At 59.7% G+C, this 16,822-nt stretch carries 16 protein-coding genes, 2 pseudogenes and 1 riboswitch; of the genes and pseudogenes, 11 read left to right on the forward strand and 7 right to left on the reverse strand.

Annotation, left to right across the window (positions count from 1 at the left end):
- Nucleotides 1–108: 108 nt before the first annotated feature.
- A complete protein-coding gene (gene fabA / locus BI364_RS02715) occupies nucleotides 109–624 on the forward strand; it encodes a 3-hydroxyacyl-[acyl-carrier-protein] dehydratase FabA (protein WP_070077449.1) in 516 nt (171 codons plus the stop codon).
- A gap of 3 nt (nucleotides 625–627) precedes the next feature.
- Entirely contained in the window at nucleotides 628–1,851 is a 1,224-nt protein-coding gene (fabB, locus tag BI364_RS02720; RefSeq protein ID WP_070077450.1) for a beta-ketoacyl-ACP synthase I, read from the forward strand.
- Between the two features lie 69 nt (nucleotides 1,852–1,920).
- On the opposite strand, the gene BI364_RS02725 is transcribed toward fabB, so the two are convergent.
- Together BI364_RS02725 and BI364_RS02730 are read right to left on the reverse strand one after the other, a co-directional pair.
- A complete protein-coding gene (locus tag BI364_RS02725) occupies nucleotides 1,921–2,487 on the reverse strand; it encodes an isochorismatase family protein (protein WP_070077451.1) in 567 nt (188 codons plus the stop codon).
- Nucleotides 2,488–2,524: 37 nt separating this feature from the next.
- A complete protein-coding gene (locus tag BI364_RS02730) occupies nucleotides 2,525–3,184 on the reverse strand; it encodes a protein-L-isoaspartate O-methyltransferase family protein (RefSeq protein ID WP_070079839.1) in 660 nt (219 codons plus the stop codon).
- 157 nt (nucleotides 3,185–3,341) lie between these two features.
- On the opposite strand from BI364_RS02730, the gene pap reads away from it, so the two are divergent.
- The 5 genes from pap (at nucleotide 3,342) to BI364_RS02755 (ending at nucleotide 9,133) form a co-directional block, all read left to right on the forward strand.
- Complete coding sequence (pap, locus tag BI364_RS02735; RefSeq protein WP_070077452.1) at nucleotides 3,342–4,832, forward strand: polyphosphate:AMP phosphotransferase; 1,491 nt, start codon at nucleotides 3,342–3,344, stop codon at nucleotides 4,830–4,832.
- A gap of 49 nt (nucleotides 4,833–4,881) precedes the next feature.
- Nucleotides 4,882–4,976: riboswitch (TPP riboswitch) on the forward strand.
- Between the two features lie 52 nt (nucleotides 4,977–5,028).
- Complete coding sequence (gene thiC, locus BI364_RS02740; RefSeq protein ID WP_070077453.1) at nucleotides 5,029–6,918, forward strand: phosphomethylpyrimidine synthase ThiC; 1,890 nt, start codon at nucleotides 5,029–5,031, stop codon at nucleotides 6,916–6,918.
- 70 nt (nucleotides 6,919–6,988) lie between these two features.
- Nucleotides 6,989–7,351 carry a type II toxin-antitoxin system RelE/ParE family toxin gene (locus tag BI364_RS02745; RefSeq protein WP_233279570.1) on the forward strand — a complete coding sequence of 121 codons (363 nt, stop codon included), beginning with the start codon at nucleotides 6,989–6,991 and terminating at the stop codon, nucleotides 7,349–7,351.
- A complete protein-coding gene (nadS, locus tag BI364_RS02750) occupies nucleotides 7,324–7,614 on the forward strand; it encodes a NadS family protein (protein WP_070077455.1) in 291 nt (96 codons plus the stop codon). The genes BI364_RS02745 and nadS overlap by 28 nt, the downstream gene beginning before the upstream one ends.
- A 262-nt stretch (nucleotides 7,615–7,876) precedes the next feature.
- Nucleotides 7,877–9,133, forward strand: a complete 1,257-nt coding sequence (locus BI364_RS02755; RefSeq protein WP_070077456.1) for an STAS-like domain-containing protein — start codon at nucleotides 7,877–7,879, stop codon at nucleotides 9,131–9,133.
- A gap of 660 nt (nucleotides 9,134–9,793) precedes the next feature.
- Here BI364_RS02755 and BI364_RS18870 read toward each other — a convergent pair.
- The 3 genes from BI364_RS18870 to BI364_RS02770 form a co-directional block, all read right to left on the reverse strand.
- A complete protein-coding gene (locus BI364_RS18870) occupies nucleotides 9,794–9,928 on the reverse strand; it encodes a hypothetical protein (protein ID WP_267887966.1) in 135 nt (44 codons plus the stop codon).
- Between the two features lie 745 nt (nucleotides 9,929–10,673).
- Nucleotides 10,674–10,808: a hypothetical protein gene (locus tag BI364_RS18875; protein ID WP_267887966.1), complete on the reverse strand. Its 135-nt coding sequence runs from the start codon at nucleotides 10,806–10,808 to the stop codon at nucleotides 10,674–10,676.
- A 67-nt stretch (nucleotides 10,809–10,875) separates the two neighbouring features.
- Nucleotides 10,876–11,544, reverse strand: a complete 669-nt coding sequence (locus BI364_RS02770) for a hypothetical protein (RefSeq protein ID WP_070077458.1) — start codon at nucleotides 11,542–11,544, stop codon at nucleotides 10,876–10,878.
- A gap of 317 nt (nucleotides 11,545–11,861) precedes the next feature.
- On the opposite strand from BI364_RS02770, the gene BI364_RS02775 reads away from it, so the two are divergent.
- From BI364_RS02775 to BI364_RS02785, 4 genes and pseudogenes are all read left to right on the forward strand, one after another.
- Nucleotides 11,862–12,074 (forward strand): hypothetical protein, encoded by a 213-nt coding sequence (locus BI364_RS02775; protein ID WP_156782598.1) that lies wholly within the window; start codon nucleotides 11,862–11,864, stop codon nucleotides 12,072–12,074.
- A gap of 201 nt (nucleotides 12,075–12,275) precedes the next feature.
- Nucleotides 12,276–12,416: pseudogene (locus tag BI364_RS17195) on the forward strand (LemA family protein); the annotation flags it as partial.
- Nucleotides 12,417–12,733: 317 nt separating this feature from the next.
- Entirely contained in the window at nucleotides 12,734–14,146 is a 1,413-nt protein-coding gene (locus tag BI364_RS02780; protein ID WP_070077460.1) for an APC family permease, read from the forward strand.
- Between the two features lie 353 nt (nucleotides 14,147–14,499).
- Nucleotides 14,500–15,081: a dienelactone hydrolase family protein gene (locus tag BI364_RS02785; RefSeq protein ID WP_197495808.1), complete on the forward strand. Its 582-nt coding sequence runs from the start codon at nucleotides 14,500–14,502 to the stop codon at nucleotides 15,079–15,081.
- Nucleotides 15,082–15,204: 123 nt separating this feature from the next.
- On the opposite strand, the pseudogene BI364_RS02790 reads toward BI364_RS02785, so the two are convergent.
- Together BI364_RS02790 and BI364_RS02795 are read right to left on the reverse strand one after the other, a co-directional pair.
- Nucleotides 15,205–15,899, reverse strand: a pseudogene (locus BI364_RS02790) (helix-turn-helix transcriptional regulator).
- A gap of 80 nt (nucleotides 15,900–15,979) precedes the next feature.
- Nucleotides 15,980–16,627 carry a glutathione S-transferase family protein gene (locus BI364_RS02795; RefSeq protein ID WP_070077461.1) on the reverse strand — a complete coding sequence of 216 codons (648 nt, stop codon included), beginning with the start codon at nucleotides 16,625–16,627 and terminating at the stop codon, nucleotides 15,980–15,982.
- Between the last annotated feature and the right edge of the window lie 195 nt (nucleotides 16,628–16,822).

Consider the following 16,822-nt stretch of genomic DNA (forward strand, 5'->3'; position numbering starts at 1 on the left):
GGGGTGTGTGGCAATATAACGCGTTCGCGAGAGGCTGAGCCCTCCACCGCTGCAGGACGACGAGCCACAAGACAATGACAATGGCGCCGCTGGCGTCTGGTGGAGTTTATGGAGCGACAGACGAGTTACACCCGCGAGGCATTATTGCAGTGCGGTCACGGCGAGCTGTTTGGACCGGGCAACGCACAGTTGCCGCTGCCGCCAATGCTGATGTTCGACCGCATCACCCATATCAGTGAAGAGAGCGGCCCCCATGGCAAGGGCCAGGTGCTTGCCGAGCTTGATATCACCCCGGACCTTTGGTTCTTCGGCTGCCACTTCGAGGGCGATCCGGTAATGCCGGGTTGTCTGGGCCTCGATGCCATGTGGCAGCTGGTGGGCTTCTTCCTGGGCTGGTGCGGCGGGCCGGGACGTGGCCGAGCGCTGGGTGCGGGCGAGGTCAAGTTCAGCGGACAGGTCACCCCGGCGCACCATCGGGTGAGCTATGAAATCAATATCAAGCGACTGGTCAAGCGCAAGCTGTACATGGGCGTGGCCGATGCGGTCATGCGCGTGGACGGGCGCGACATCTATGAAGCCCACGATTTACGCGTTGGGCTGTTTACGTCGACCGAGGGGTTCTAGGACATGTCTACACGTCGTGTCGTAATCACTGGTATGGGCATTGTGTCGAGTATCGGCAACAACTGCGGGGAGGTGCTCGCCTCCTTGCGGGAAGGTCGATCCGGCATCGAATATTGCGAGGAATACGCGGAGCTTGGCTTCCGCTCGCACATTCACGGGTCGATCAAGCTCGACCCGGACGCGCTGATCGATCGCAAGCAACGACGCTTCATGGGCGACGGTGCCGCCTTCAACTATCTCGCCATGGTCGAGGCAGTGGCGCACTCGGGCCTGGAGGACGGCGACATCTCCAACCCACGCACGGGGCTGGTGATGGGCTCGGGTGGCACCTCCACCGCTAACCTGTTGCTCGCCACCGATACCCTGCGCGAGAAAGGTCTGCGCCGGGTCGGGCCGTACATGGTGACTCGCACCATGTCCAACACCAATGCCGCCTGCCTGGCTACCCCCTTCAAGATCAAGGGCGTGAACTATTCGATCAGCTCCGCTTGCGCCACCAGCGCGCACTGCGTCGGCCATGCCGCCGAACTGATCCAGATGGGCAAGCAGGACGTGGTCTTCGCTGGCGGCGGCGAAGAGCTGCACTGGACCATGAGCCTGCTGTTCGATGCCATGGGTGCCCTGTCGAGCAAGTACAACGATGCCCCGACCACGGCTTCTCGCCCGTTCGATACCGCGCGCGACGGCTTCGTGATTGCCGGCGGTGGCGGCGTGCTGGTGGTCGAGGCGCTCGAACATGCCAAGGCGCGCGGTGCCAATATCCTCGCCGAACTGGTCGGTTACGGCGCCACTTCCGACGGTTACGACATGGTGGCACCCTCGGGCGAGGGCGCGGTGCGCTGCATGCAGCAGGCGATGGACACCGTCGAGGGTGGCATTGATTACATCAACGCCCATGGCACCAGTACCCAGGCCGGCGACATGACGGAGATCGGTGCCATGCGTGAGGTCTTCGGCGACTCGCTGCCGCCGATCAGTTCGACCAAGTCGCTGACCGGGCACTCGCTGGGTGCGGCAGGGGTGAGTGAGGCGATCTACAGCCTCTTGATGATGCAACACGACTTCATCGCAGCCTCTGCGAACGTCGAGACCCTCGATCCTGCGGCGTCCGACGTACCCATCGTGCGCGAGCGCCGCGATGGCGTGCGTCTTGATCGCGTGATGTCCAATAGCTTCGGCTTTGGCGGCACGAACGCCACCCTGGTGTTGCAGCGCTACGAGGGCTGAGCGCCGGGAAATGGGGTAGCGGGGGCCGCTAGCCGGCGGCCCGCTACCCGTCCGCTCCCTCAATCCGTTCTAACGGATCAGCGCGGAGACGGCCTTGAACTGTGGGTGGGCCGCGTCGCCCAGCCACTCGAAAACCACCGATTCGGTATTGGTCACGACCACGCCCGCCTGCCTCAATCGAGCGAGCGCATTGGCCGCATTGGCCGGATCGCGCGAGCACACCGCGTCCTCCACCACGAATACTTGCCGGCCCAGCTCGGCCAGCTCCAGCGCAGTCTGCAGCACGCAGACATGCGCCTCGACGCCGGCGATCACGGCCTGACGTCGATCTTCGGTTTGCAGTTGCCACCAGTAGTCCGGCACGCCGCAACAGGAAAAACGGGTCTTTCCCACCACCGGGGTTTGCGCGGGCAGCAGCTCGACAAGTTGTTCGTCGGTGGCGCCGAGGCCGCGCGGGTATTGCTCGCTGAGCAGGGCGGGCACCTCCAGCAGGCTGGCTGCCCGTAGCAGGATGCCGGTGTTGCGCAGCACGCGCGCACGGTCATCCTCGGGCATGGCGCCGAGCAGTCGGGTTTGCAGGTCGATCAGCAGCAAGCGGCTGTTGCCGGCGCGGCACAGTGGCGTGGCTTCGGTCATGCGCTGGCGCGTCCTGTGCGCGCGGTGCCTCGTGGTCTCAGAACTTGAAGACTTGCGTCTTGTGCAGGCCGCGCAGGGGTTTGACGCTGGTCTCGAACAGATTGACCCGCGCATAACTGGTTTCGTCCATGCGCGTGATGAGCATGGCGTGCATCACCGGCGCCATGCCGACGATGGCACACAGCCGGCCGCCGACCGCCAGCCGTTGCTCGAAGGGCGCCAGCTGGGCGGCCTCGGGTAGCGAGCTGGTGATCACCATCACGTCGTAGCGCTCACGGATACCCCAGCCGTGGGCCGCATCGGCGACGCGCAGGGTGGCGTTGTTGAGTTCGAGCGCCTTGAGGCGGGCCTGTGCCGCGTGCTTGAAATCCGGTTCGATGTCCACGCTGTCGACCTGGGCCGACAGGCTGGCGAGGCAGGCGGTGAGATAGCCGCTGCCGGTGCCGATCTCCAGTGCCACCTCGTTGGGCCGAGGGTCGAGTGCCTGCAGCAGCCGGGCGATGATCTTGGGCTGCAGCATGAATTCGCCGTGACCGAGTGGCACCTCCAGATCGCCGTAGGCGAGGCCGCGATAGGCGTCGCCGACGAAGTCCTCGCGGGGCAGGTGGCTTACCACCTCCAGTACGCGATGATCCAGAACGTCCCAGGGGCGAATATGTTGTTCAACCATGATGAAGCGGAGTTGAGCGTAGTCCACGGTGTCCATAGCCTCGGCGGCGGAAAGGGCGATCGTCATTGCTGGGTGCCTGTGGTGATCACAAAGAACCCGAAGATTACGGGGAGATGTCGATACGGGCAAGCCCGGTGCGGTGTTAGGCTCTGATCCATCGCTAACGCCAGTGGGGTGACGCACGATGTTCGAGACAGCCGAGCTAGGCCGCAAGGTCGACAAGGATACCTTCGCCGCTGCCGTGCAGGATTTGCGATTGGGCTTGCTGGAGGCGCAGCGCCGCGCGCGCGAGGCCGGTGTGCCGGTGATCGTGTTGATCACCGGCGTGTCCGGTGCCGGCAAGGGGCAGGTGGTGAACCGCCTGCTCGAATGGCTGGACTCGCGCGGCGTGCAGGTGCAGGCCTATTGGGACGAGACCGACGAGGAACTGCAGCGCCCGCGCTGGTGGCGCTATTGGCGGACCCTACCGGCGGCGGGCAGTATCGGCGTGCTGTTCGGTGGCTGGTACACGCCGATACTGCTCGACCAGATCGCCGGGCGCGCCGACGCCCTCGCACTGGCTGCCGAGATCACACGCATCGTGGACACCGAACGCATGTTGGTGCGTGCCGGGGTGCTGGTGCTCAAGTTCTGGTGTCATCTACCGGAGAAGGAGCAGGGTAAACGCATTAAGAAGCGCCGCAAGGACCCAGAGAGCCACTGGCGCATGGCTCCTGAAACCGTGCGCTACGCCGATCATTACAAGGACTTCGTGCGCGTAGGCGCGCAGGTGCTGCGTGAGACCGACACCGGCGACGCGCCCTGGTATCTGATCGAGGCCACTGATCACCGCTATCGCGACCTGACCATCGGGCAGACCCTGCTCAAGGCGCTGCAGGCGCGCCTGGATGCGCCGCCTGCGAACGAAACGCTGAGTACCTCGCATGCCCCCGTACTGCCCGACGCACCCAGCGCACGCATCACCGTGCTCGATCATGTCGACACGGATCAGGCTCTGGCGCGCAAGGAATACCATAAGGAGATAGACCACTGGCAGGCCGAGGTAAACCGCCTGACCTGGAAGGCCTTCCGCGCGCGCCGCCCCTGCGCCGCCGTATTCGAGGGTTGGGACGCCGCCGGCAAGGGTGGCGCCATCCGGCGCCTGACTCAGTCGATGGATGCACGCTTGTACACCGTCGTGCCCAGTGGTGCGCCCACCGACGAAGAGGCCGCGCATCACTACCTCTGGCGTTTCTGGCGCCATATCCCGCGCGACGGCTATTGCACGGTGTTCGACCGCAGTTGGTACGGCCGCGTGCTGGTTGAGCGGGTGGAGAATTTTGCTGCGCCCATCGAGTGGGCGCGTGCCTACCACGAAATCAACGACTTCGAGTCCCAGCTCGTCGAACACGGTATCGTGCTCACCAAATTTTGGCTGCACATCGACAAGGACGAGCAGTTGCACCGCTTCCGTCAGCGTGAGCAGACACCCTACAAGCAGCACAAGATCACCCCGGATGACTGGCGCAACCGCGACCGCTGGGACGACTACAGGGCTGCGGTGAATGAGATGGTCGTGCGCACCAGCACCGAATACGCTCCTTGGGAAATCGTTCCGGCCAACGACAAACGCCTCGCGCGCGTCGTGGTGATCCGGGCCTTCGCCAAGTGCCTCAAGGCCGCGCTGGACGGCTGAGCGGAGTGCTTGCAAAGGTCGGTCATCTTCTATAGTTTGCCTGTCAGTCATACGAAGCTAGGGGTGCCCGCCGCTGTGGGCTGAGAAACACCCTTGGAACCTGAACCGGTTAGTCCCGGCGGAGGGAAGCTTCGGAACGCCCGCCCGCGGTCCTTCCGACACGCATGCCTTCGCCGCACCACGAGGAAACACACTCATGAGCGCGATCCCGCAAGGCTTTGTCGAGAAGACCAGCAAGCTGTCCGAGGAAGTCACCCGCCCGTTCCCGAACTCCCGCAAGGTCTACGTGCAGGGCTCGCGTGACGACCTGCGCGTCGGACTGCGCGAGGTCGAGCAGACCCCCACGCACACCGACACCGGCGTCGAGCAGAACCCGCCGATCCCGATCTACGACACCTCCGGCCCGTACACCGACCCCGAGGCGCACATCGACCTGATGCAGGGCCTCGCGCCGCTGCGCGAGGGCTGGGTTGCCGAGCGCGGCGATACCGTATTGCTCGACGGACCCACCTCCGAGTTCGGCCGTCGCCGGCAGGACGATGCCGCGCTCGCCAGCCTGCGCTTCGAGCACATCCGCGCGCCGCGCCGCGCCGCACCCGGCCGCAACGTCTCCCAGATGCACTATGCCCGCCAGGGTATCGTCACCCCCGAGATGGAATACGTCGCCATTCGCGAAAACGTGAAGCTGCAGGCCCTGCGCGCAGACCCGAGCTACGCGAAGCTGCTGCGCCAGCACGCCGGCGAGTCCTTCGGCGCCAGCCTGCCGGCCGAGATCACGCCCGAGTTCGTGCGCGACGAAGTCGCCCGTGGCCGCGCCATCATTCCCGCCAACATCAACCACCCCGAGTTGGAGCCCATGATCATCGGGCGCAATTTCCGGGTGAAGGTGAACACCAACATCGGCAACTCCGCCGTCACCTCCTCCATCGAGGAAGAGGTCGAGAAGATGGTGTGGTCCGCGCGTTGGGGCGGCGATACCCTGATGGACCTGTCCACCGGCAAGAACATCCACGAAACCCGCGAGTGGATCTTGCGCAACGCGCCCATGCCCATCGGCACCGTGCCGATCTACCAGGCGCTGGAGAAGGTCGACGGCAAGCCCGAAGACCTCACCTGGGAACTGTTCCGCGACACCCTGATCGAACAGGCCGAGCAGGGCGTGGACTACTTCACCATCCACGCCGGCGTGCGCCTTCAGTATGTCCCGCTCACCGCCGACCGCGTCACCGGCATCGTCTCGCGCGGTGGCTCCATCATGGCGAAGTGGTGCCTGTCGCATCACCAGGAAAACTTCCTCTACACCCACTTCGAAGACATCTGCGAGATCATGAAGGCCTACGACGTATCCTTCTCGCTCGGTGACGGCCTGCGCCCCGGCTGCCTCGCCGACGCCAACGACCGCGCCCAGTTTGCCGAGCTGGAAACCCTCGGCGAACTCACCAAGACCGCCTGGGCGCACGACGTGCAGGTCATGATCGAAGGCCCCGGCCACGTGCCGCTGCAGAAGATCAAAGAGAACATGGACAAGGAGCTGGTCGACTGCTTCGAGGCCCCGTTCTACACCCTCGGCCCGCTGGTCACCGACATCGCCCCCGGCTACGACCACATCACCTCCGGCATCGGCGCCGCCAACATCGGCTGGTACGGCACCGCCATGCTCTGCTACGTCACACCCAAGGAGCACCTCGGCCTGCCCAACAAGCAGGACGTGCGCGACGGCATCATCACCTACAAGATCGCCGCCCACGCCGCCGACGTCGCCAAGGGCTTCCCCGGCGCGCAGATGCGCGACAACGCCCTGTCTAAGGCCCGCTTCGAGTTCCGCTGGGAAGACCAGTTCAACCTCGGCCTCGACCCCGAACGAGCCCGCGAATACCACGACGAAACCATGCCCAAGCAGGCGCACAAGGTCGCGCACTTCTGTTCCATGTGCGGCCCGAACTTCTGCAGCATGAAAATCACGCAGGACGTGCGCGATTACGCGGCCAAACAGGGGCTCACGGAAGATGAGGCGCTGCGCAAGGGGATGGAAGAGAAGGCGGTCGAGTTCGTGAAGACCGGGGTGGAGATTTACAAGGCGGTCTGATCCCACAGGGCATGACTGTTCTTTGAAGAAGGGGGCAATGCCCCCTTCTTTTTTGCCTGGAAGTACGCCAATGGCGTATAAACTGCGAATGGAAATCGTTGAGACCCGTGTATCCAACAAGCAGATCACCGCCTTGGTCGACGATGAGGATTACGCGGAATTGCAGCAGGCGTTGATTCATCGGCCTGATCTTGGCGATCTGATCCCTGGTAGTGGCGGGTTGCGCAAGGTGCGCTGGGTCCAACGCGGCCGCGGAAAGCGCGATGGCATTCGGGTGATTTATTACTGGTACGACCCAGAACACATGATCTATATGCTTCTCGCCTATGCCAAGAACGAGCAGGAAAATCTGACACAGGATCAGATGAAGATACTGCGCAAACTGATACGAAGAGAAATTCGGACATGGATAAGGCATTGTTTGACGAATTGACAGAAAGTCTGAAGGAAGCCGGGAATATTTGCTACGGAGGTCAGGCGTCGCCACGCAGATTTGCGTTCGATGCATTGGACGTAAAGGCCATCCGTGAGCGTACGGGTCTTTCGCAGGGGCGATTTGCGCTTCTCATGGGCGTAAGCGTCAGAACGCTCCAAAACTGGGAACAGGGAAGGCGGCAACCCCAAGGGCCGGCGGAGTCGTTGCTAAGGATCGTGAAGAACGACCCACAAGGGGCGATGAATGCGCTACATGGGTAACGCTATTTCAAAGTGTGATGAGTGAGTCGGGATAGCCTTTTATTGTATATTGATGCTTGATAGCAAGGCGCAGCCCAGAATCCGGGCGTGTGTCGGCTGTTAATGATGCAACAATACGAGACCTCGCGCGCCATGCGCGGACTTGAAATGCAAGAGGGTATCTGACCCCGTTTCCACGTTTCCGGATGCTACAAAACGAGACCTGCCCCCGTTTTCCTGGTCCCTGTTTAGCAATGTGCCATGCACCAAGAGCTTTAAACTCATGACTGAAATATCGCGGGACAACCACGTAATTCGCGTTTCAGGTGATCTAAAGGATTTTCATTACCTGTTGGCTCAATTTCATCAAGGCATAGAGAAAGCAGCATATTCTGAATTGATTCTGGATATGTCGGAGTGTACGTCAGCGTTTCAGAATTCAATGCTTTCCGTTTGCGCTCAAGTAACCGCATACAGGGAAGCTGGCATCGATATAGAATTAATACCACCCAAGAATCCGAGGCTATTAAGTTTATTTCGCAATACAAACTGGGGTTACTTCCTAGATCCTCGAAAGTTTGATCAATCGCATTTTCGCGGACACTCACGAATCCCGGCCACCAGATATAAGACGCCTGATGAACAGCAAAACTCCGTCAACCGAATCGTAAATATTGTCCTTGGTGCTTTACCTGACTTACAAAGATCAAATTTAGCGGCATTTGAATGGTCTATTAATGAAATCACTGACAATGTTTTATTACACTCTGAATCTCCAATAGGTGGGTTGGTGCAGGTTTCTACGTTTGAAAAAAATACCAAAAGCATTCAATTTGTTGTAGCCGATGCGGGTGTTGGAATACCTCAAACACTTAAAGGTGGTCGACCTGACATTACATCAGACACGGATGCTCTCGATAAAGCCATTCGGGAAGGCGTCACCCGTGATGCGAAGATTGGCCAAGGGAATGGATTGTTCGGTACTTTCCGCGTATGTAGCAAATCTAATGGGTATTTTCAGGTTGACTCAGGACATGCTAGGTTGGAATTTAATTCTAAAAATGGCTTGTCAATATCAAATCAAAATATTCCATATTCTGGTACGTTAGTTGTCGCAACTATCGATTTTACTGATCCAGACTTGCTCGAAGACGCGCTCCAATTTGGCGGAAAACCGTACAAGCCGATTGATTACCTAGAGTTAGAATACGAGAAGTCGGATGGTATTCCTATCAATTTTATTCTCATAAATGAGTGTCAGGCATTTGGGAGTCGTGTTTCTGGTCGCCCACTTCGACAAAAGTTACACAACATATTGCGCATGTCTGGATCTCCCCAGATTGCGATAGATTTTGATGGTGTCCCGGTGGTGTCGAGCAGTTTTGCCGATGAGGCTTTTGGAAAATTATTTCTACAGCTTGGGCCGGTGCAGTTTATGCAGAAAGTTAAGCTGATTAACATGGCGGATACGGTTGAAGGACTTATTAACAAAGCTATTGCTCAACGAATGCAGTATGGGGCATCAGATATTGACCCATAGAGCAAGTGATTCGGGGGCAGGTCCAGAATTGTAACATTCGCTAACTCAGATATTAAACACGCCACATGGTTTCGGGCGCGAATCAAGTTCAACGTGATGGATTTTTCCAAGCGACGCGCCCGAAACGCCTTGTCTCTGCGGGTAGGCCTCGCCCGCACACGCCGTCCAGGTGAGGCCTGCTCGGGCGGCGTCCTTGCCGCCCGACCCCGCGTCATCGTGTGCGGGCGAGGCAAGGTGTAAACGGGATTAAAGATCAAAGGCGAAGCCGCGAAGTGTCGCGGTTGTGTGTTTTCTACCTTATCGCTTTGCCTCGCGGGGATGCGGCTGGACGGGGGCGGCCCCCGGAGGACTCGGGCCGAGCAGCCGGCGCCCGGACGGCGCTTGGCTGCGACCCCGGCCATACGTATTCACGCGAGGTTGCCTGTAGGGCCAAGGTGATCTGGGACGAATTTCTTGGGTGATTTTCTTTGTTCGTCCAAAGAAAGTCACTCGCACGCCCGCACTTAAACCCAATAAAGAACATCGCTGTTCAAGGCGTGTGAAACAAGCCTGCCATTCCGTATCGATTCTTCAGTAATCGGGATTAATCGCGAAACGTAAAACAGTAATTCAGTTGACTGCGTGAATCTCTTTGGTCAGAGATACTTCAGAGCGCCACGCTCACTCCTCGTCAGACTGATCCCGCCTATCCGCATTATCGGGCTGAGCAAGCAATCTGGGCACGACGTATAGAAGAACAACCGCCCCGGCAACGACAATGCCAAGCAGTATCAGAAAGCCGATGCCGTCGTTCATCTGTCCTCCCGAGGCCCGCCGGCGGCATAGATAGACACCATCGGCGGGCAAGCAAAGCATCGCAGCATTAGATGCTCGTCTGCAGCAGATCGAAAATCTGGGGTCAGGTCCAGAAATGTAACATTCGCTAACTCAGATATTAAACACGCCACATGGTTTCTGGCGCGAATCAAGTTCAACGTGATTGATTTTTCCAAGCGACGCGCCCGAAACGCCTTGTCTCTGCGGGTAAGCCTCGCCCGCACACGCCGTCCAGGCGAGGTCTGCTCGGGCGGCCCTTGCCGCCCGACCCCGCGTCATCGTGTGCGGGCGAGGCAAGGTGTAAACGGGATTAAAGATCAAAGGCGAAGCCGCGAAGTGTCGCGGTTGTGTGTTTTCTACCTTATCGCTTTGCCTCGCGGGGATGCGGCTGGACGGGGGCGGCCCCCGGAGGACTCGGGCCGAGCAGCCGGCGCCCGGACGGCGCTTGGCTGCGACCCCGGCCATACGTATTCACGCGAGGTTGCCTGTAGGGCCAAGGTGATCTGGGACGAATTTCTTGGGTGATTTTCTTTGTTCGTCCAAAGAAAGTCACTCGCACGCCCGCACTTAAACCCAATAAAGAACATCGCTGTTCAAGGCGTGTGAAACAAGCCTGCCATTCCGTATCGATTCTTCAGTAATCGGGATTAATCGCGAAACGTAAAACAGTAATTCAGTTGACTGCGTGAATCTCTTTGGTCAGAGATACTTCAGAGCGCCACGCTCACTCCTCGTCAGACTGATCCCGCCTATCCGCATTATCGGGCTGAGCAAGCAATCTGGGCACGACGTATAGAAGAACAACCGCCCCGGCAACGACAATGCCAAGCAGTATCAGAAAGCCGATGCCGTCGTTCATCTGTCCTCCCGAGGCCCGCCGGCGGCATAGATAGACACCATCGGCGGGCAAGCAAAGCATCGCAGCATTAGATGCTCGTCTGCAGCAGATTGCCTACGGCGGATGTGTTGCTGCCGGGCAGTCCGTTCGAAAAGGCTTGCAGAAAACCAGTCAGACTCGTGCTACTGGAATTGCTTCCCATCGCAGTGACCAGGCTTTGGAAGCTTTGTTGAAGGTTGGCCAGGCTGCTCGTCGATTGGCTGCTTGTGGTGCCTGATGTTGCCGAACTCGACGATGTGCCTGAAAGCTGCTGGATCAGGTTCTGCAATGCGGCCTGGAGATGATGTCCTCCATGATGATGCATGCCTTGCATACCGGGGTTGCCGGTCGTCTGAGCATTGGGGTCGGTGGTGCCATTCGTGCCACTCTGACCTTGCAGCGCCGCCATGAGGCTCTGGATGAAGCTGGCCAACGCCATTTGTGTCGCGGACTGGGAAGTCGCTCCGGATGTGCTTGCTGAATTATTGGTGGTCAGGGTGCTGCTAACGGCGGTGTTGGTCGATCCGCTAGTTTGGCCAACGCCGATCTGGGAAAGGGCTTGCAGAACCGAATTAACCAAACCACCGCCTTGCGAAGACTGGTTTTGCCCGCCGATTGTCAGGCCGGCTGGTGTTTGATTTGTATTCGATGCGGTGGTGTTGCGTAAATTGAGTTGTGCAAACAGGTTGTTTGAACCCGGTATGCTGGAAATCGTCATGTGTTTGTGCCTCTGATGATGGGCTTCGGCTTGCAGACGCTGCGCGGCTGATGGAGCAATGTGCGTGCCAGAGGCCAGTCATTGGCCATATACGTTCAACTGGACCTATGCGTACTCTTGGAAATGCCGACCAAGTTGGCGATATGCCTACGAATGGCTGCGGACCTGGCTACCCCATAGGGCGGAGACACGGATATCCGTGCTTTCTGTATTACAGTCAGGACCTTCGGTTGGCAGGATGTTGCCAGTGGTTGGCAAGCGAGTGCCTCCGGTCATGTCCGCGTTTGCCGCTTTGCCGTAGGCGGATGCAGCATAAGGTGAATCTGTCGGGCGACAAACTCAGTGGTCCCCGTGCTCAGCGCCGCCGTGTGCCGGCGCCAGTTTCGCGCAAAATTGCAGCGAACCATCACGACTGGAACGCGCCCATCGTCGCGGCCTACCAGACGGGGGCCTACCGCTATCGAAAAATTGGCGAGTACATCGGGCTGCACTTGGCGACGGGCGGGTACGTCGTTCGCGCGCGATCGTGATAAAGCGCACGGACGCGTATCGGCGGTCGCGCGGCGGGGAGACCTATACTCTTTAGCTTGGGCATCAATGTCTGCCGCATCAATGTCTGCCGCAGCAATGGCTGGCTGATTGACGGTTAATTACACGGTGTGCGGCCAGGACTCGCTGCATGCGACAAGGGCAGGATCTAACCGGGGGGTGAGATTGTGGGAATATCGACGATTGTGGTGTTGGTGCTGATCGGGGCAGGCGTGCTCTATGCCATCGCCATCTTCAACCAGCTGGTGGCGCTGAAGAACCGTTACACCAACGCCTTCGCGCAAATCGAGGTGCAGCTCAAACGTCGCTACGACCTGATCCCCTAACCCATCTGGATTCAGGAACGGCGGTTCCCAATTTGAAGTCGAATATCCGTTCGCGTTGATCCCGCCATCAAAAAGATTGCGCTAAGGGGGAGTCCATATACGCCCGGGTTTTGTGGAGGCCGTTGATCGTCTCGGCCAGGGCATTATCAGAGGTCAGAATACCCTATGCGACCCTGAATGGACTGAACACTGAACCTCGGTCATGGTCAGAACCAGCATAAGCGAAAAACATACAAAGGTTTTCACCACGACGAGACATTTCGCTGCAACGTTCAAATCCGTCGGATCACGACACACCCTTGGGAGAACTGCCCATGACCGGCACATCGCCGCTGCGCCCGGCAAAACTCCGCCAAGGCGAACTCGGCCTTGGCTACATAGTTTCCGCAACCCTGGCCAACATCGCCCCGGCGATGAGTTTCTACTTCGGCTTTGCGGTCATCGCCGTCGGTGCTGGCGTGGCGGCACCGCTGACCATTTTGGCCGCCATGGTTGCGGTGTTGTTTCTGGCCAATACGCTGGCTGAATTTTCACGATTCACGCCTTCGGCTGGTTCTTTTGTCACTTTCATCGGTAAGAGTTTCGGCCCGACCGCAGCGGTTACCGCAGCGGTCTTCCTCATTTTCGGCTACATCCTTGCTGGCTCAGCGGTAGTTGCCATTATGGGTGGTTGGACGGCTGAGACGATCCACAGGTATTTAGGCATTAACATTCCCTGGGAAATTCTCACCCTAGCCGCCATCATCCTGGTCGGGACGATGACGGTACGCGGCGTTCGCCTGTCCACCGCATGGGCAGCCGCCGCTTTTTGGGTGGAATTGGTGGTTCTAGTGGGCGTCGGCATCGCCATTCTGGCGGTCCACGGCCAGCTCAATCTGCATCCCTTCGAGCCGCACTATCTCGACGGCGGATTGAAAGGCCTCGGCCTCGGCTTCCCCATTGCCATTTTTTTATTTGTTGGCTGGGAGAACGCCTCGATGATGGCTGAAGAATCCAAGGAGCCGCGCCGCCTGGTGCCGCGTGCGCTGTTCACCAGCGCCATCGCCATCGGTGTGCTCTACACCTTTCTCGCCTACGCCACCGAAGTGGGTTTCGGCTACGACGTAAAAGCGCTCAACGCTGCGCAAGTACCTTACGTCGACCTCGCCACACACTTGCTCGGTGGCATCGTCGTACTGCTGTATCTGGCCGGGATCACCAGCATTTTCGGCTCGTTGATCGGGCTGGTGAACGCGCAATCGCGAATCCTTTTCAACAGCGGGCGAGAAGGCCTACTACCGAACGTGTTCGGTGCCGTGCATGCAGAGCACCAAACGCCGTGGGCGGCTATCGCCACCTTTTTGCTGATCGCGTTGGCCTTGTTATTCATGTTCGCCGGAAGCAAGCATCCGGTGGTCTACTTCGGCGAAGCAGCAACCTGTGGCACCATTCCCGTCGCTATCACCTACGGCGTGACCAACCTGGCCTTGCCGTTCTACGTTTGGCGCAAACAACGCACTGCCTTCTCATGGCTGCGGCACGCGGTGCTGCCCGTACTCGGCTTCCTGGCCATGATTTTGCCCGTGTGGGGGCTGATCACACCCGGTCAGCCCTATCCGTTCAACCTCTACCCCTATGTCGCACTGGTAGTGTTCGTCCTCGCCTTCCTCTACGCGCGGCACGTGGTCAACCGCGATCCCCGCGTAGGTGAACGTATCGGTTCTGTGGTTGCCGACGAGGCTAAATAGTAACTATTGGTATCGGTGCAGATACACAGGCACCGAGGCCGGTCACGGAGCGTGTTCAGACGGCATTGGAGCGTTGGGCATTATTGCCTGCCGCATCGCAGGGAACCGATACCGCCGTTGGGGGATCAGAGAGTAGCGGGCTGACACGACGTTCAGCGTAATATGCGGACTCTTCGCGTTCGGTATTGCCGAGTCACGTGACAGGGGCCCGATAATTCACATGCAAATTCCAGGAGTTAACAGATGGGCGAAATGATCAGTTTCAAGCGGCCTGACGGTCAGGATTCGAAGGGGTACCTCGTCGAGCCGGCACAGGGCAGCGCTGCACCAGGTATCGTGGTGATCCAGGAGTGGTGGGGCTCAACGACCAGATCAAGGGCGTTGCGGAGAAGCTGGCCGCTGTCGGTTATCGCGTGCTGGTGCCGGATCTTTATCGCGGTAAGTTGGCGCTGGAGGCGAATGAGGCCGAGCATCTGATGGGCGACCTCAACTTCGGGGATGCGGCGGGGCAGGATATCCGCGGTGCCGTGCAGCATCTCAAGGGCACGGGCAGCACTAAGGTTGGCGTCACTGGCTACTGCATGGGCGGCGCGCTGACGGTGCTCGCGGCGGTATTCGTGCCGGAGAGCGACGCCAATGCCATCTGGTATGGTTATCCGCCGCTCGAATACGTCGACGCCACTCAGGTCAAGGCGCCGTTGCTCGGCCATTGGGGCACCCAGGATCAGTTCTTCGCCATCGATGGCGTGGATGCCCTGGAAACCAAGCTGAAGGCCGCCGGCGTCGGTTACGAGTTCCATCGCTACGACGCCAAGCACGCCTTCGCGAATGAGGAGGCGGATTCGAAGAACCTGCCGCCGCTCGAATACAACCCGGAAGCGGCTGAACTCGCCTGGACTCGCACGCTGGCTTTCTTTGACAAGCACCTGCACTGATTGAACGGTTGCCCCGGTCGTGCGCAACGCGCGGTCGGGGCGATGGAACCCGCTCGCCCGGCCACGGCCCCGATCTGCCGACGATGACATCCTGCGACGAATCTGCGCAGGATGATTGTAGTGTCAGGGTAACTGATTCGGCGCCCCGACCGCTTTCAGGTAGGCCGCGAGATCACGGCCGACACCGTCCCCGAAGTTTTCCCCGCTGTCTTCGATTCGCGTCAGGCGGTCGATGCGGAAGTTGCGAAAGTCCTCGCGCAACCGGCACCAGGCGCCGACGGTCCAAGCATCCCCCAGAATGCCAGACACAGCGGTTCGATCTCGCGCCGGCTTTCGCGCCCGGATTCGTCGCGATAATCGATGTGCAGAACCCGGTACTCGTGGATGGCTTCGTGAAGGCGATCGATCATCCCGGAGGTGGCTTCGTACCAGACCTTGGGTGGCGCGAACACGCGAGTTCGGCTGGCGTGTAGTCTCAGCGACGACGGAATGACGGCGTCGATCTTGAGCATGGCCGCGCGCGCGCCAGTCGCGAGATGACCGCCTGCGAAGGCGCATACGAACCGTGCGCCGACGGCCAGCGCCTCGATTTCCGCCGCGCTGAACATTAGCGGCGGTATGTCCGCGCCCTTGCGCAAGACGTAGCCAATGCCGGCCTCGCCTTCGATGGGGATGCCGGACAGTTGCAGATCTGCGATATCGCGATAGACCGTACGCAGCGAGACACCCAGCGTTTCCGCCAGCGCACGGGCGGTCAAGGCCGTGCGCCGGCCGCGCAAGGCATGGACGATCAAAAACAGGCGGTCCGCACGACGCATGGCGGCATCATGCCCGGGAAACGAGGCTGCTGCGAGCGCGACCCGGCCGAGCGATCATGCGGTCCGGCCGGACCATGATCTCAAGTTGTGACCCCGGCATCCTGCGTCTCGGCGAGTTCGATATCGGCGGCATAGGTGCGTTGCACGGCAGGGCGGGCAAGATAGCGGTCGATATAGGCGCGGATCGCCGGGTGCTCCGGTATGAGTTCAAAGTGTGTCGTAAAGTTGAGCGAGGAAGCCCAGAGTATATCGGCCGAGCTGAAACGTTCGCCCAGCATCCAAGGGCCTTGGTGTTCGAGATGATCGGTGAGTGTTTTGAACAAGGTATCGAAATCGCCATAGGGTGAAGTCGAGTAGGGTGCGGGTGCGTGCTGCTGCTGGCGATCGATGACCGCGGGTTCGAAGCAGGAGCCGTAGAGCGCCAGCCAGCGCAGATAGGGACCGCGTTGCGGATCGTCGACGGTGGGTGCGAGTCCGCCCGCTGGGAAACGGTCAGGCAAGTAAATGTGTATGGCGACGCGTTCCGTGATCACAGCGTCACCGTCCTTCAGGGCCGGCACCTTGGCCAAGGGGTTGATGGCGCGATAGCTGGGGTCGTATTCGGCCTCGTCCTTGAGATTGATGGCGTGTATTCGATAGGGCGCACCCAGCTCTTCAAGCAGTACGCGAACGGACGAGGAGCGGCTGTGCGGCGCGTGGAAGAAGGTCAATTCGGATGGGCTGTTCATGGCTTGGCGACTCCTGACGGTGGTTGTGTTGTGCCCGGTTTGCGATGAGGCGAGCTGGGCAAGGAGATGCTCAGTTTGCGAGGGGGCTGCTGACACCCTGCTGTCAGCAGGATTGAAGTCGATTGCCCCGAACGCCGCATGAGGCGTGCTGGGTGATGTCGTCAGGTTGGCGGCCCCATGGATTGGGCCTGCTTT

This window comes from Acidihalobacter yilgarnensis, assembly GCF_001753245.1.
Taxonomy (GTDB): Bacteria; Pseudomonadota; Gammaproteobacteria; order DSM-5130; family Acidihalobacteraceae; genus Acidihalobacter; species Acidihalobacter yilgarnensis.

Bases quoted from the DNA above. Each gene is read 5' to 3' on its own strand.
- BI364_RS02795 (WP_070077461.1), bottom strand. From the start codon at position 16,627: ATGAACAGCCCATCCGAATTGACCTTCTTCCACGCGCCGCACAGCCGC.
- nadS (WP_070077455.1), top strand. From the start codon at position 7,324: ATGGATAAGGCATTGTTTGACGAATTGACAGAAAGTCTGAAGGAAGCC.
- fabA (WP_070077449.1), top strand. From the start codon at position 109: ATGGAGCGACAGACGAGTTACACCCGCGAGGCATTATTGCAGTGCGGT.
- BI364_RS02780 (WP_070077460.1), top strand. From the start codon at position 12,734: ATGACCGGCACATCGCCGCTGCGCCCGGCAAAACTCCGCCAAGGCGAA.
- BI364_RS02745 (WP_233279570.1), top strand. From the start codon at position 6,989: ATGGCGTATAAACTGCGAATGGAAATCGTTGAGACCCGTGTATCCAAC.
- BI364_RS18875 (WP_267887966.1), bottom strand. From the start codon at position 10,808: ATGAACGACGGCATCGGCTTTCTGATACTGCTTGGCATTGTCGTTGCC.
- thiC (WP_070077453.1), top strand. From the start codon at position 5,029: ATGAGCGCGATCCCGCAAGGCTTTGTCGAGAAGACCAGCAAGCTGTCC.
- BI364_RS02770 (WP_070077458.1), bottom strand. From the start codon at position 11,544: ATGACGATTTCCAGCATACCGGGTTCAAACAACCTGTTTGCACAACTC.
- BI364_RS02725 (WP_070077451.1), bottom strand. From the start codon at position 2,487: ATGACCGAAGCCACGCCACTGTGCCGCGCCGGCAACAGCCGCTTGCTG.
- BI364_RS18870 (WP_267887966.1), bottom strand. From the start codon at position 9,928: ATGAACGACGGCATCGGCTTTCTGATACTGCTTGGCATTGTCGTTGCC.
- fabB (WP_070077450.1), top strand. From the start codon at position 628: ATGTCTACACGTCGTGTCGTAATCACTGGTATGGGCATTGTGTCGAGT.
- pap (WP_070077452.1), top strand. From the start codon at position 3,342: ATGTTCGAGACAGCCGAGCTAGGCCGCAAGGTCGACAAGGATACCTTC.
- BI364_RS02755 (WP_070077456.1), top strand. From the start codon at position 7,877: ATGACTGAAATATCGCGGGACAACCACGTAATTCGCGTTTCAGGTGAT.